This window comes from Acinetobacter sp. CIP 51.11, assembly GCF_000369665.1.
GTDB classification, from domain to species: Bacteria; Pseudomonadota; Gammaproteobacteria; order Pseudomonadales; family Moraxellaceae; genus Acinetobacter; species Acinetobacter lwoffii_S.
Genome location: NZ_KB850129.1, coordinates 898,209 through 913,072, shown reverse-complemented (window position 1 = coordinate 913,072; position 14,864 = coordinate 898,209). Strand labels below are relative to the sequence as shown.

The window sequence follows — 14,864 nt, the reverse complement described above, 5'->3', positions numbered from 1 at the left end:
TAAGCTAGCTCATAAAAGTGGACAGGAACTCAACATTCTTTTCAAATTCAACAAAATACCTATAATTCCAATTAGAAACTTGTTGTAAATTAAACCTTAGGGAAAAAACAAATACAGTTTTGACTTTCTTATTTTAAATTAGACGAATCAACCGGAGATTCTCATTGCGCGCTGCCCGCTATAAAATTTTGCTCATTATCGTATTGCTACTGGCAGTAGGGTTTGCTCTATTTCGTTGGTGGCAGGGGCCAGTGGTGCCTAGTTATACGCTGAGTGCCATGCCGCTGGTACAAAATGTTGTTGCGACCGGACGTGTTGCGACAGTTTCACGTGCCCAGGTAGGCAGTGAAATTAGTGCTGTGGTTCTGCAACGTCTGGTGCAGGAAGGCGATCAGGTCAAACCGGGTGATCTGCTAGTGGTATTGAAATCGGATGAATTGCTGGCCCAAGTCAGACAGGCCGAGCTGGCATTGACCGAATTGGCAAGCAGCCGACGGCCCCAGGCTACAGCAGAACTGGCCAGTGCCAAAGCCCAGCTGGAGCAAGCCAGCCGAGAAGCTACACGTCGACGTAATGCAGAAGCCGGCATCCTGTCGAAGGAAGAGGTCGAACAGGCTGTGGAAGCAGAAAGAGTCGCGCGCAATAATTATGAGACAGCTCGGGTAAAAGCATCCGCATTGGCCGCGGGTCAAGTCGAAGAAGCGTCGCTTCGGGAACAGCTTGCAGTGGCACAGGCGCAATTGGCCAAAACCAAGATTCGGGCTGCAGTCGCCGGTACAGTATTGACACGCGATGTCGAGCCGGGTGATCTGGTTCAGCCGGGACAGACTTTATTTACCATTGCGTTAACAGGGAATACAGAAATCCGGGTACCGCTAGATGAGCGTAATCTACCGCAACTGGCCTTGCAGCAAAATGCGACCGTGATTAGCGATGCCTATCCAGATCAGTCTTTCCCGGCCCGGATTAACTTTATTGCGCCCAGTATCGACCCACAGCGAGGTACGGTAGAAGTCAGACTTACTGTCAATCCAGTGCCTGATTTTCTGCATCAGGACATGACGGTATCGGTGAATGTCGAAACGGCCAAACGAGCACGGGCACTGGCTATTCCGAATGATGCTTTAAGTAGTATCAAAGGAGATAAGGCAGTGGTCTTAATGGTACGTGATGGAAAAGTACAGCGTCAGCAGATTACTTTAGGCTTGCGTGGTCTGGCCATGTCAGAAGTGAAATCCGGGCTGAGCGAAGGTGATCAGGTGCTGGCAGATGCCGAATCTTCATTGGAGAATGGCACCAGAGTTCGCTTAAAACCACAACAGAGTTCATTACAGAATTCTGCGGATATGGCCAATAGCAAAAATGAATTACCGGTGAACTTCGATTGAAAAACTTATTCGGGCGGCTCTGGATCGAATGGAAAATCGCGGTCAGTTTTTTGCGCGAGGGTCGCGCGCAGTCCATCATGATCACCATCGGGGTCGCCGTGGGCGTAGCGGTCATCGTTTTTATTACCGCTTTGATTCAGGGGCTGCAAGCCAATATTGTTGAACGAACCTTAGGTACACAGGCGCATATTCGTCTGTTGTCACCGGATGAAGTCAACCGGATTGTGTCACCTCCCGCCGGAACAGTGCAATTATTGCAGGAAGACAAACGGGCGCAGCGGCTGCGTTCGATCAACAATTGGCAGCAGATTACTGAAACGCTAGACCAGTTACCTGTATTGACCGCCGTCTCGCCGGTAGTGTCTGGTCCTGCCTTTGTACAACGGGGTGATGCGATCGAATCAGTGGCCTTGGTCGGGATGAATTTAGAGCGTTATCAGCAAATCATTCCATTAAAAGAATATTTAACCAGTGGCCAGTTGCGGGTCGGCGCGGATGATGTGCTGATTGGTAGTCAGTTGGCCAAAGACCTCGGTGTTCAGGTCGGCAGCAAGTTGCGACTCGATACTGGTCAACAGAACAGTGCCTTGGTGAATATTGCCGGTATTTTTGAGCTGGGCGTGCGCGAACTGGATGCGCGTTATGTCTATCTGGATCTCAAGCAGGCGCAGTCCTTACTCGGTCTGCCGGGTGGCGTAACAGTGATTGACCTGACCATTGCCAATATTTTTGAGGCAGACCAGGTTGCCGCACAAGTCGGACGCCTGACCTCATTAAAAGCCGAAAGCTGGATTGAAACCAATGCCCAACTGATGAATGCCATTACCGCACAAAGCCTGTCCACCAATATGATTATTGTATTTGTCGCAATTTCAGTGGCTTTCGGGATTGCCAGCGTCATGTCCGTCAGTGTGGTGCAGCGCACCCGGGAAATTGGTATTTTGCGGGCGACAGGTGCAACCCAATCGCAAATCTTGAGAGTTTTTCTGTTTCAGGGCGCAATCTTTGGCTTGCTCGGTTCGGTGCTGGGCAGCATAGTCAGTTATGGTCTGGTGTGGGTATTTAATAATTTTGGGCCAGGATTATTCTATATTCCAATTTCGATTGAGCTGGTGATTTTGGCGCTATTATTGGCGACATTAACAGGCGTACTGGCTGCAGCGGTGCCATCACGCCGGGCCGCGGCACTCGATCCGGTGGAGGCGATTCGTCATGTCTGGGCAATCTCAGGAAGTCTTGCGTCTGGAAGCGCTACGCAAGTCTTATAATATTGGCCAGCCCAATGAGGTTGAGGTCTTGCATGGTATTGACCTGCGCATTGATCGCAACGACTTTGCCGCCCTCATTGGTCCTTCCGGTTCTGGGAAAAGTACCTTATTGAATATTCTGGGACTGCTAGATAAACCAACGAGCGGCGAGCTGTACTTGTTGGGACAACCTACCAGTGCGATGGATGACACCGGTCGTACGGCGCTGCGCGGCAACAGTATTGGGTTTGTATTTCAGTTTCACCATCTTATTCAGGCCTTTAGTGCACTGGATAATATTCTCATGCCTTTAATGATGGCGCATGGCAAACCCAATCAGCAGGCAATGCAACGCGCACGTGATTTACTCGCTGCAGTGGGGCTGGAAAAATTTGCTGAACGTAAACCGAATGAACTGTCTGGAGGGCAGCAGCAGCGGGTGGCCATTGCCCGGGCCTTGGTTACTGAGCCAGCATTATTATTGGCCGATGAACCGACAGGTAATCTGGATACCCAGACCGCGGCTGATATGTTTGAACTGTTTCGTAAAGTGCATCGTGAACGCGACTGCGCCGTACTTTTGGTCACGCATGATCCGCGCCTGTCCGCTACTTGTGATCGCACCATTAATCTGGTCGATGGCCGGATTGAAAGCGATTCGAGCAATTCTCCTGAAGATTAAGCTGTACTGCAAGGAGCCAGGAGGGCTAATTTTTTGAAGCGATAGAAAAGATATTTCAGATTTATAGCTTTCAAAAAATGATAGCCATATCTGAGATTGAAATAATCTGGAAACAACCTGTTTGTTAAAAAAGGATGTACGCGATTGCCTACATCCTTAAAATTTTACAGTTGAATTCTAATGATTGTGTTTTTCAGGTTGATCTAATCAATGAGCGCCGGTAAATCATACCTATTGAAAGCGTCAGGATAAAACTGAACTTAATGGTACTACCACAAGTTTGCGCTTCATCCTTGCATAAGCCCGATCTCAAAGATTCAATCCGACTTTATTGTTCCAGATTACTTCTCAGCATCCAGGCGGTTTTTTCGTGTACTTCCAGTCTTTGCGTGAGAATGTCAGCAGTCGGCTGATCATTGGCTTCTTCAATGATCGAGAAAATACTTCTGGCAGTACGTGCCACAGTTTCATGTGCATCTACCAGTAAACGTATCATTTCTTCAGCTTTAGGCACACCTTCGACTTCTTTAATAGAAGTGAGTTTCACAAACTGTTTATAAGTGCCGGGTGCTGCAAAACCCAAAGCCCGAATACGTTCAGCAATGACGTCCAGCGCATTCCACTGCTCGGTGTATTGAGTCATAAACATGGTGTGCAGGCTATTGAACTGGGGGCCAGTGACATTCCAGTGGAAATTATGGGTCATTAAATACAGGGTATAACTGTCTGCTAAAAGTCTGGATAAACCATCGACAATTTTGGCGCGATCATCATGCGAAATCCCGATATCAATTTTCATTGCTTTAGATTCTTTTTTAGAAGAGGCCATGCTCTTACTCCTTCAAACTTAACGCGATACGGTGTATTAAAATAAAGTCGGATGTATCTGAAGCCCGAGCCAAGAGATGAAATGATCTCTATGACTTTGTATTTGATCTAACAGGCTAAGAGATTTAAGTGGTTATAAGTTATAGATATTAAATCAATATAAAGGCAGGAAGTTTAGTCATTATGTATAAGCAGGACGCGGGATTGTAACTATTTAAATCTGTCAAATTTTGACTATACTTCAGCGGTAGCACGTTAATTTCTCATAGCAAATTGAACTTCTAAAAAGTCCTAATCATTTCAGGATTGAAACATCGTTTTGGGTTATGACGCTTATTTGTGAGCAAGATCACATATCACCATACTGAATCTTTATTTCGAAATATCTCTGTGAAATTTTAATATTTTATTTTAAATAAATAACTTAGATAAAAATTTAAATCATAAATAAACCCGAAATTTATAAAAAATAACACAATGCTGCCTTAATTAAACAAGGCACTACAAACAATAATAAATCTCTTTCTCAAATGCAGTTATGTTAGGACACAGGCGAAACCAATAACAATATTCCCAGAAGAGCAAAAATGCTTCGAGTCAGCATATTAAGAAGAAATATGAGGCTGATACAGGATCGGCTGTAGCAGATTGACTTGCGGGATGAGTTTGATTGGTCAAGCCATGCAAAATATCAGCTCAAGCGACTTTGAGATAGACCAAAAATATCTGCACTAAACTCAAGCTCAGCAAGGAATACATCATGAAAATTAAGGCCAATAGCCCCGCGACTGGTAAAGACGGTTTAGACAAACAAAATACCAATAAAAAAAGTGAGCAGCTCGACGCATATCGCAGTGATGCGACCGAGCAGGCACTCACCACCAATCAAGGGGTTAAAATTTCCGATAACCAGAACAGTCTCAAGGCAGGCGTTCGCGGTGCGACCTTGATCGAAGATTTTATTCTTCGGGAAAAAATTACCCATTTTGACCATGAGCGAATTCCAGAACGTATTGTGCATGCCCGCGGTGTCGGCGCACATGGCTATTTTGAGGCTTATCCGGGGAATGAAAAACTGACCAAGGCAGGCTTCCTGACCAATACCAGTGTACAAACGCCAGTATTTGTGCGTTTTTCTACCGTACAGGGCCCGCGTGGTTCAGCAGATACGGTACGTGATATTCGTGGTTTTGCGACCAAGTTTTATACTGAAGAAGGTAACTTTGATTTAGTGGCGAATGATGCGCCGGTATTCTTTATTCAGGATGGGATCAAGTTCCCGGATTTTGTACATGCAGTCAAGCCTGAACCACAGACCGAGATTCCTACCGGTGCATCTGCACATGATACTTTTTGGGATTTTGTTTCCTTAGTGCCTGAATCTGCACATGCGGTGATGTGGGCCATGTCGGATCGGGGTATTCCGCGTAATTTAAGAGCCATTCAGGGCTTTGGTGTGCATACTTTCCGTTTTATCAATGCCGAGAATAAAGCTGTTTTTGTGAAATTCCACTGGACGCCAAAACAGGGTCTAGCCCAACTGGTCTGGGATGAAGCACAAAAACTGGCAGGTAAGGATCCGGATTTCCATCGTCGTGACTTATATGAAGCGATTGCATCCGGTAACTATCCGGAATGGGAACTGGGTGTACAGGTCGTTCCAGAAGAAGATGAGATGAAGTACGACTTCGACTTGCTGGATCCAACCAAAATTATTCCGGAAGAACTGGTGCCAGTGACACCGATTGGCAGAATGGTACTGAACCGTAATGTCGATTATTTCTTCGGTGAAACCGAGCAGGTGGCATTCTGTCCGGGACATATCGTACCGGGACTGGATTTTACCAATGATCCGTTATTGCAGGCACGTCTGTTCTCCTATACCGATACTCAGCTCAGCCGTTTAGGTGGCCCGAACTTCCACCAGATTCCAATCAACAAGCCAGTTTGTCCATTCCACAATAACCAGCGTGACGGTCTACATCAGCGTATTGTGCATATCGGTCAAGCCAGTTATGAGCCGAATTCGATTGACAATAACTGGCCGGCTGAAACTCCGTCCGCAGCACAAGGTGGTGGTTTTGAAAGCTATCAGGAGCGTATTGATGGACACAAGATTCGTCAGCGCAGTGAATCTTTCAGTGATCACTTTAGTCAGCCCCGCCTTTTCTATCGCAGTCAGGCACCTCATGAGCAAAAGCATATTGTCGATGCCTATGTCTTCGAGCTGAGCAAGGTGGAACGTAAATATATTCGTGAGCGTGAAGTTCTGGAAGTGCTCTGCAATATCGATTTGGACTTGGCACAGCAGGTTGCTGATCAATTGGGCATTGAAATTCCGGCAGAGAAAAAGGCAGCAACATTGCCAGATGTGCAGATTTCACCACGCTTATCTTTCGAGGCATTTAAACCTGAAGATATTAAGGCACGCAAAATTGCGCTACTGGTGCACGACAAGGCCAATGAGGCCAGTATCAAAGCTGTTCAAGCCTGGGCAGAATCAGAAGGTGCTGTGGTCGATGTACTGACCCCAAAACCGGGTCCGGTACTGGGTCAGCAAGGCGAGGTGATTCCTTCCGATGGTATGCAAAAAGCAGAACCATCCATTGCCTATGATGCCGTGGTGATTGCTGACGGTGATAATTACGATGTGGTAATGAAAGACGGTGTGGCGACTCATTATCTGCTGGAAGCCTACAAGCATTTAAAACCAATCGTGTTCCTGGGTGATAAAGGTAAGCTGATTGAAGATCTGCGTTTGGTTAGCGATGAAGGAACTCTGGCAAACGGACAGTTTGAAGCAGTACAAGATAGCTTCAAGACTTTAATCCTAAACCATCGTGTCTGGACGCGTGAAGCGATTGCGGAAGCGATTCCTGCCTAAACGATTCAATTTATGTTAGAGGATAGAGGCTAAGGCTTCTATCCTCATGGTTTTAAAATGGATGAAGAGATGGTAAGACTGGATGTCAAAAAGTTGTTAGCACAAGCACAACAAGCCAAATGGAGCAGAGAACAGGACATTTATCTCATTGAACATAATCATTTGCCTTTAGCTGAACTAATGCAGCAACTCTGTTTCAATGAAGAAGAGATTAATGCACGGCGTAAGGTACTAGGGCTGACCACACGTTTAAAACAAATGCGCAAGCTTTCTCATTAACTGACTTTAAAAACACAACAACATTATCCGTATTTTATGAGGAACCGCATGCATGAACCTCGGTTCAATATTACAAAGATTTGAAAATTCTCCTCTGGAGCTACAAGAAAAAATTCAGCACACTTTAATGGAACTGGTGGCGATTTCCGAACAGGTGCCTTATCCCGCTTCCGGAGCGACCTTAAAACGCTGGCAGATACTCAGCCAGGTTTCAGCCAGCAATCTGAGTCTGGGTAAACTCTATGAATCGCATTTAGATGCTTTAGCTATTCTGCATGAACTGAATATTCCGGTAGAACAAAAAGGCTTATGGGCAGTATGGGCAGCAGAAGGTGGCCCCAAACCTTTAACATTGCAAGCAGGAAAGCTAAGCGGAATTAAGCCTTGGTGTTCTGCATCGGTCTGGGTGCAACACGGTCTGCTGACTCACCGTGATGAGCAGCAATATTCACAATTACTGATTCTAGATTTGTCGCAAGAAGGCATTCAGCATCATCAGGATGCTTGGCAGGCAGTGGGCATGCAGCATACCTTGACTGCCCGGCTGGAACTGGATCATGTTGAGGTGGAAAAAGTCGCAGCTCCAAATGCCTATCTGGATCGGCCCGGATTCTGGCATGGCGCCGCAGGTGTGGCCGCGTGCTGGTATGGCGCAACCGTGCGTTTGGCTGAATATTTAAGACAGGCAGTATTGTTAAAACCGCATGCCTATAAGGCCATGTATCTCGGTGAAATTAGTCGGGAGCTTTTAGCGACACAGTCCTTATTTTATCAAGTTGCTGCATTGATTGATCAGCAACCGCAACACGCACATGAGTTAAAGATTCGTAGCCTACGTGCTCAGGTGGAAGCGACTGCCTTAAATGTACTAACTCATGTAGGTAAGGCACTTGGTGCTGGGCCGTATTGTGAGCATCCGCATTTCGCTCGGCTTGCAGCAGATCTTCCGGTATTTATTCGTCAAAGTCATGCTGCATTTGACTTGGAGCGGATTGGCGAGCTGACTGCACAGGAGGAACAATTATGGACGTTATAAGACATGAGATTGTAGGGGATCGTGTCATCCATGGTGAAGGCACAAGACTTGAAGAATGGCGTTCCTGTCAGATCCTGCAACAGATGCCGGAATTTGATATTCCTAAGGTTATTCCTCTAGATGCCAGAGTCTGCATCATTGCCCCTCATCCTGATGATGAAATTTTGGGCTGTGGAGGCCTGATTCAGCATCTGGACAAATTGGGCTATCAGATCGTACTTTTTGCCGTTACCAATGGGACAGCCAGTCATCCCGGCTCTAGTCTGTATACTCCCGAAGAGTTGAACCAGATTCGTCCTGCTGAAACGCGAGCAGCTTTAGAAGCATTACCTTTAAAACAGAATATTCTGCGGATCGCTTTAAACATTGAGGATGGTAAAGTCGCAGAACAGCGGAATGTGTTGCAACAGCATCTACAATCTTATCTGCAGCCGAATGATGTGTTAATTAGCACATTTGTTCATGATGGACATCCAGATCATGAAATTACGGGGCAAGTCACACAGCAGCTGGCCACTGAACTTCATTTGCCCTGTATTCAGGTCTTGATTTGGGCATGGCATTGGGCAGCCCCTGGAGATACCAGAATTCCCTGGGCCATTGCTCATCAACTCAAATTAACTGAGGAAGAATTACAGTATAAGTCTCGAGCTGCGCGGTGTTTTAAGAGCCAGATCGAGCTTGATCCGACGATAGATCAATCACCTATTTTGCCAGAGCAGGCATTGCAACGTATTCTACAGCCCTGGGAGGTGTATCTGTATGAACAGTAAAGCAGCCTATGATCAGGAATATTTCGATGCCTTATATGCACTGAATCAGGGAGATCCCTGGCAATATGAACAGCGTTGGTATGAACAGCGCAAACGGCAGATTTGTCTGGCGGTCTTGCCGAGCTTGCTGTTTGACTCCGCGATTGAAATTGGTTGCAGTAACGGCATCTTCAGTCAGGAACTGGCGCAGCGGACAAATAGCTTAATGTGTCTGGATGCGAATGATACTGCGATCCAGTTGGCGCAGCAGCGTTTACAAGCTTATCCGCATGTGCAGGTGCTACAGTGTGTCGTACCAGATGAATTGCCGAGACAGAAATTTGAGCTCATTGTTGTCAGTGAGATTTTATATTATCTGAACCCGATTGCTCTGCAACAGGTGCTGACATGGCTGCATACTGCACTGGAACCGGGTGGATGTATCTTGAGTTGTCATTGGCGCGCGCCAATCTCGGGATTTAGCCTAAATGGTGAAGATGTCCATCAGTATCTTAAAGTGCATTTAAACTATTCCCATCGTTTAAGTTTGCAGGATTCCGATTTTTTGATAGATCTCTGGCTGAATTCAGCGCAATCCGTAGCAGAGCAGGAGGGCTTAAGATGAAAAAAATCGGTGTGGTGATTCCGGCCTGTAATGAAGAAGCCTATATTGAACGCTGTCTGTTAGCCTTAAAATCAGCACAAACTTATTTTTTTCAATATTTTAAAACAATAGAAAATCTTCCTGAAATCCAGATTCTCGTGGTCTTGGACCATTGTACTGATAGCACCGCCGTTAAAGTTCAGCAAATGGGCATTCCGGCTATGAGCTGCGACTTCCGAAATGTCGGAAAGGCACGCCATTTGGGGATTCAGCAAATGATCGAGCAGGGCTGTGACTGGATTTGCTGTACCGATGCCGATTCATTCGTACAGTGTGACTGGTTTCAGATGATGTTACAGCATCAACCCACCGATGCGATTTGTGGTGTGGTCGAGCTGGATCAATGGGATCATTTAAGCCGGAAAACCCGTCAGGCTTATCTCCGACATTATCAGGACAGCATGGGACATCGGCATGTTCATGGCGCAAACCTGTGTTTTAAAGCTTCGGCTTATATACAGGTCAATGGGTTTCAGCAACTGGACTGTCATGAAGATGTCGATTTCATCCGTCGTTTAGAAAAAGCTGACGCGCAGATTGTCTGGTCGAATCAGCTGAGAGTCACTACCAGCAGTCGTCTTAGCTCAAAAATTGCTGCAGGTTTTGCACATTTTCTACAAAAACTTGAGCTTAAGCAGGCCGCGAAAAAACCGATCAGCCTATGTAAATAAAAGCATAAAACTATAAATTTTATACAATCAGATACTTGTAAAAAATCTTAAAATTCGTGTCTAAAAACTATTCCATTTAAATTTATTCTGTTTATAATTCACGCAAATTCAGCCCCGCAAACTTATACATTCTAGCTATAAGTCTGTGGGGTTTTTCTATGGATGATCGGTAATGGATGCCTGAGCCTTCTTTTTTGGTAATACAATGTTCAATCAAACACTGCTTTCTCGAATTCAGTCTCCATCACCATATCTATGGCAGAAAATAGCGACTGCGTTGTGCTTCTTTAGCTTGGGCTTTAGTACTGCGGCTTGGGCACCCTTAATTCCATATGCACAGCAGCGCCTGTTATTAAATCATGCTGATTTTGGCCTGTTATTGCTGTGTGCCGGGATTGGTTCAATGCTGGCGATGCCACTGGCCGGCCGACTGGCCAATGCCTTAGGTTGCCGTACTGTTTTAGCCGTAATTCTCAGTGCATTTTTGTTCATTCTGCCTGCTCTGGCTTATAGTCCGAATCATTTAATGATGGCCATCAGCCTGTTTTTCTTTGGTGCCAGTGCCGGGGCTTTGGGCGTGACTGTCAATATTCAGGCTGCACAGATTGAGAAAAAACTCGGTAAAAGTTTAATGTCAGGTTTTCATGGAGTGTGTAGTTTAGGCGGTCTAGCAGGCGTACTGGGCATGACCATGTTAATGGGATTCGGCTTGGCGCCTTTAACTGGTGCGGTGATTGTCAGTGTGATTTTGCTGCTTATTGCCTTATTTGCTGTTCCTTTGAGCTTGGGTGCTGAGCCAAAAACGGCGGTAGAAGAAACATCATCAGAACAGTCGGTGAAAAAAGCAGCACCGACCTGGGCGATTTTAGGCATTGGTCTGATCTGTTTTGTGGCTTTTCTGTCAGAAGGTGCAGCTATGGACTGGAGTGGTATTTATCTTGCTACTGAGTTCAGCCTGCCTGCGGCGCAAACCGGTTTAGCTTATAGTTTCTTTGCGGGTTTGATGGTACTAGGACGTTTTAGCGGTCACCTGATTATTCAGCAGTTTGGTGAAAAAAATACGATTCTGTTAAGTGCACTCTTGGCTGCAACCGGTTTATTAACCGTGGTTTTTGCCCCAGTCTGGCAAGTGGTGTTGGTCGGCTATGCGATTTTAGGTTTAGGTAGTGCCAACATTGTACCGCTGATGTTTTCTCGTGCAGGACGCCAAAAAACTTTGTCTTCACATGTGGCATTGTCTTATGTATCGGTATTTGCTTATACAGGTTCGTTGATTGGGCCAGCATTGGTCGGCTTTGGTAGTGAAATCATCGGATTGAGCTTAGTATTTAGCGTCATTGCGATTGGTCTATTGAGTATTGTGATTTTAAATCATCTCACTGCAGACCCAAGCGAAGTACAACAAAGCGAAGAGATTGTGGCTCCTCTTCAAAATGAAACACCAGCTTAATGCTGGTGTTTTTTTACTTAAAAATTTAGGCATGTACACTGAACTGGTTTGAAGCTCCTGCAGCCACCGGACGATAGATCCGCAGGCTTTGTGAGTTTTTCAGGTCAGTGATAAACTGATCACGCCAGCGAATAATATCGAAATTTTTCAAGCCTTGGCTTAAATAACGATAGCGCTCTAAACGTTCTGATTTAGACATGCGCAGCGCCTTCTTCAAAGCTTTAGCCATACTGTCATGCTCATAAGGATCGACCAGTAAGGCTTCTTTCATTTGTTCAGCAGCACCGGCATATTTAGATAGAATCAAGACACCCGGATCTAAAGGATCCTGTGCAGCAATATATTCCTTGGCGACCAGATTCATACCATCCCGGATCGAATTTACCCAGCAAATATCTGCCTTACGATACAGTTGCATCAAGGCCTCATGGCCCAAAGTATCATAGCTGCAATCGAAGGGTAACCAGTCCGCTGTGCCATGCTGGCTATTGAGTTCATGCACAGCAGCTTTAAATTGCGTATACAGGTTCTTATAGGTCTTTACATCCAGTCGGCATGGACAGGCAATTTGTAATTGCTGGAATTGATTTTTAAACTCCGGTTGATCTTCTAGCAAGCTCTGCAACGATCCGATTTTTTCCAATAAGCCTTTACTATAATCAATCCGGTCAACTGAAATGATGGTTTTATAAGGCTGCACTGTATCCAGATCAAAGGGAAGCTTTTCCAGATGGGTATCTGAGGCCTGATTCTGTAGTTGCACAGGATGCACACCAATCGGATAGCATTTCACATGAATCTTTCGAGATTGATAATTCAGGATTTCATTGTGACGATGCTGCACTTTTAAGGTCTGTTCAAGGAAATTTAAACAGTTTTCCTGATCGCGAGAGGTCTGCAAACCCAGTACATCGTAGTTGGCCAAATGATGTGCCAGATCGCGATGGGCGGGTAAAGTCTGCCAGAGCCTTAGTTCAGGAAAGGGAATATGCAGGAAAAAGCCAATACGGTTACGCATGCCCAGTTTACGGCAATAATGCGCCACGCTTAAAAAATGATAATCATGGATCCAGATAATATCATGTGGAGATGCTACCTGTTTCAGGTGCTTGGCAAAGCGTAAATTGACATCCTGATAGATCTTAAAATCCTGCGGCTGATAATCTACAAGTTGATGCTGATCGTGCATCAGTGGCCATAATGCATTGTTGGCAAAACCACAATAAAAGCCTTGATATTGGGATTCAGTCAATGGACTCGTGTGATATTCAACATTTTGATGCTTCAGGATTTGAAACTTCTGCTCTTTCGTCTGGTCAACTCGGGATCCATTCCAGCCAACCCAGATACCGCCTATATCCTGCAAAGCATCCTGCAATGCCACCGCTAATCCACCTGCCTGTGTATTGTCTGACTTAGGTAGATTTACACGATTTGATAACACTATGAGTTTCGACATGTAATTTCTCCAATAATAATTGTTGTTGTGCTTTCAATATTTCTAAGAATTCCGCTAGAAAAGCCTGTACTTGAGTCACGTTTTCGAGGCGATGTTGTGCCACGGTGTTGCCTGTACCGACTTTGATAGAGCAGCCTTTGAATGTGTTGATGACTTGAAAACCGGCTTCGTCGGTCAGGTCATCTCCGATAAAAATGGGGTAATGATCACTTAAGTGATATTGCTGAATGATTTGTTGGATGGCTGAACCTTTATTTGCCCCTTTGGGCACCAGTTCAAATACAAACTTTCCAGCCTTAAGTTCAAAATTCTGAAAATGGGCGAGACAATCCAAGGCAAATGCATGCACTTGATGCTCTAAATGGGGATGTTCACGAAAATGCAGGGCGACTGAATAGTCTTTAATTTCTATTCGAGTCTGAGCAATATTATTACTATGTTCTGTAATATAATTTTTTAATAATTCAAACTGTTCAGGATTTAAGTCAATTAACTTGCTTAAACGCGATTGATAGCTTAATTCCAGACCGTGAGAACCGGCAATATTCCAGTCAAATGGATAAATAAGTTTTTGGGCTTGTGCAATTGAGCGACCGGTCACTAATATTAGCTGAATATATTGTTGTAACTCTTTTAAGGTATTTAAGGTTCCGCTCTTAATTATACTTTTTGCTGGATCTGGGTGGAATTCAGAAATGGTTCCATCAATATCAAGAAATAAAACAAGTTTGTGAGAATAAATAATAGGTTTGAGCTGATTTAAAATCACTTGAGGTAATATATAAGAAGATGTAGCAAGTGAATCTTCTAGGTCTTGATCTTCTTTGAGAATCGACATAAATACTACCTAAGCCTCTGAAATTAAATTGATTTAAAAGTTAAAGCTACCTGAATGTTCATTGATCTGATTAAATTTATAACATATTTCATTTAACAGACTGGCTTTAAGTGCAGAAACGAAACACTTTTAACAAGTACGGTTACTTTGTAAGATTTAGAAATATTTTGGTAGAAATCCAGTATTGTTAATAAATTTTAAAAATAAATTATGCAGATTTTATATTTTAAGTTTTTCCTGGATTGAGTATTTTTCGGGATTTTAAATAATAAGATTTATTATTTAATCGTTATTTTTGAATATGTATCTTGTAATCAATTTTTAAGAAATAGTATTTATTATTAATTTGTATTGTATTTTTTAAAATATATGGGGAGATGTGATTTTGAGATATTTTTAAATATAATAATTTAAATAAATTTATAAATTAGGCATATACAATAAGTTGACAAAAATAACTAATGATGCGAAAAGGTTTTTTTAGTTAACAGATGTTCACACATGCCTAGAATTGTTTCTGTACCACTTAGTTTAGAACAGCGAGAACGACTCATTTTTCTGGTCAAGCATGCAAAACATTGGCGTGAAAGGCAACGTGCCCAAACTATTCTCTGGCTTTCCGAAGGTAAAAGTGTTGCGGAAGTTGCCACTCTACAAGAACGTATCCCAGAAACCATAAGGCTACA

General features: G+C 44.3%; 13 protein-coding genes and 1 pseudogene. 11 read left to right on the top strand and 3 right to left on the bottom strand.

Features of this window, described 5'->3' with window-relative positions:
* Positions 1–164: 164 nt before the first annotated feature.
* Genes F894_RS08095 through F894_RS08085 form a run of 3 tightly spaced genes read left to right on the top strand, consistent with a single transcriptional unit; the run spans position 165 to position 3,317 of the window.
* Entirely contained in the window at positions 165–1,388 is a 1,224-nt protein-coding gene (locus F894_RS08095) for an efflux RND transporter periplasmic adaptor subunit (protein WP_005247043.1), read from the top strand.
* Positions 1,385–2,656, top strand: coding sequence for an ABC transporter permease (locus F894_RS08090; RefSeq protein ID WP_005247042.1), 1,272 nt, complete (start codon positions 1,385–1,387; stop codon positions 2,654–2,656). The genes F894_RS08095 and F894_RS08090 overlap by 4 nt, the downstream gene beginning before the upstream one ends.
* The gene (locus F894_RS08085) at positions 2,601–3,317 is read left to right on the top strand and encodes an ABC transporter ATP-binding protein (RefSeq protein WP_005247041.1); all 717 of its coding nucleotides are present in this window, start codon (positions 2,601–2,603) and stop codon (positions 3,315–3,317) included. The genes F894_RS08090 and F894_RS08085 overlap by 56 nt, the downstream gene beginning before the upstream one ends.
* Before the next feature lie 328 nt (positions 3,318–3,645).
* On the opposite strand, the gene F894_RS08080 is transcribed toward F894_RS08085, so the two are convergent.
* On the bottom strand, positions 3,646–4,146 hold the full coding sequence (locus F894_RS08080) for a Dps family protein (protein WP_005247040.1): 501 nt from the start codon (positions 4,144–4,146) through the stop codon (positions 3,646–3,648).
* Between the two features lie 759 nt (positions 4,147–4,905).
* On the opposite strand from F894_RS08080, the gene katE reads away from it, so the two are divergent.
* From katE to F894_RS08045, 7 genes are all read left to right on the top strand, one after another.
* On the top strand, positions 4,906–7,029 hold the full coding sequence (gene katE / locus F894_RS08075) for a catalase HPII (RefSeq protein ID WP_005247039.1): 2,124 nt from the start codon (positions 4,906–4,908) through the stop codon (positions 7,027–7,029).
* Positions 7,030–7,098: 69 nt separating this feature from the next.
* Positions 7,099–7,308, top strand: coding sequence for a hypothetical protein (locus F894_RS08070; RefSeq protein ID WP_005247038.1), 210 nt, complete (start codon positions 7,099–7,101; stop codon positions 7,306–7,308).
* 52 nt (positions 7,309–7,360) lie between these two features.
* The gene (locus F894_RS08065) at positions 7,361–8,344 is read left to right on the top strand and encodes a hypothetical protein (RefSeq protein WP_005247036.1); all 984 of its coding nucleotides are present in this window, start codon (positions 7,361–7,363) and stop codon (positions 8,342–8,344) included.
* Positions 8,332–9,117 carry a PIG-L deacetylase family protein gene (locus tag F894_RS08060; RefSeq protein ID WP_005247035.1) on the top strand — a complete coding sequence of 262 codons (786 nt, stop codon included), beginning with the start codon at positions 8,332–8,334 and terminating at the stop codon, positions 9,115–9,117. The genes F894_RS08065 and F894_RS08060 overlap by 13 nt, the downstream gene beginning before the upstream one ends.
* Complete coding sequence (locus F894_RS08055; RefSeq protein WP_005247034.1) at positions 9,107–9,721, top strand: class I SAM-dependent DNA methyltransferase; 615 nt, start codon at positions 9,107–9,109, stop codon at positions 9,719–9,721. The genes F894_RS08060 and F894_RS08055 overlap by 11 nt, the downstream gene beginning before the upstream one ends.
* Positions 9,718–10,431 (top strand): glycosyltransferase family 2 protein, encoded by a 714-nt coding sequence (locus F894_RS08050; RefSeq protein WP_005247033.1) that lies wholly within the window; start codon positions 9,718–9,720, stop codon positions 10,429–10,431. Before F894_RS08055 ends, F894_RS08050 begins: the two co-directional genes overlap by 4 nt.
* Positions 10,432–10,636: 205 nt before the next feature.
* Positions 10,637–11,881, top strand: coding sequence for an MFS transporter (locus F894_RS08045; protein ID WP_005247032.1), 1,245 nt, complete (start codon positions 10,637–10,639; stop codon positions 11,879–11,881).
* Between the two features lie 25 nt (positions 11,882–11,906).
* On the opposite strand, the gene F894_RS08040 is transcribed toward F894_RS08045, so the two are convergent.
* Entirely contained in the window at positions 11,907–13,340 is a 1,434-nt protein-coding gene (locus F894_RS08040; protein WP_005247031.1) for an alpha,alpha-trehalose-phosphate synthase (UDP-forming), read from the bottom strand.
* Positions 13,297–14,178: a trehalose-phosphatase gene (otsB, locus tag F894_RS08035; RefSeq protein WP_005247030.1), complete on the bottom strand. Its 882-nt coding sequence runs from the start codon at positions 14,176–14,178 to the stop codon at positions 13,297–13,299. Before otsB ends, F894_RS08040 begins: the two co-directional genes overlap by 44 nt.
* Positions 14,179–14,679: 501 nt before the next feature.
* On the opposite strand from otsB, the pseudogene F894_RS14920 reads away from it, so the two are divergent.
* Positions 14,680–14,864: pseudogene (locus F894_RS14920) on the top strand (helix-turn-helix domain-containing protein); the annotation flags it as partial.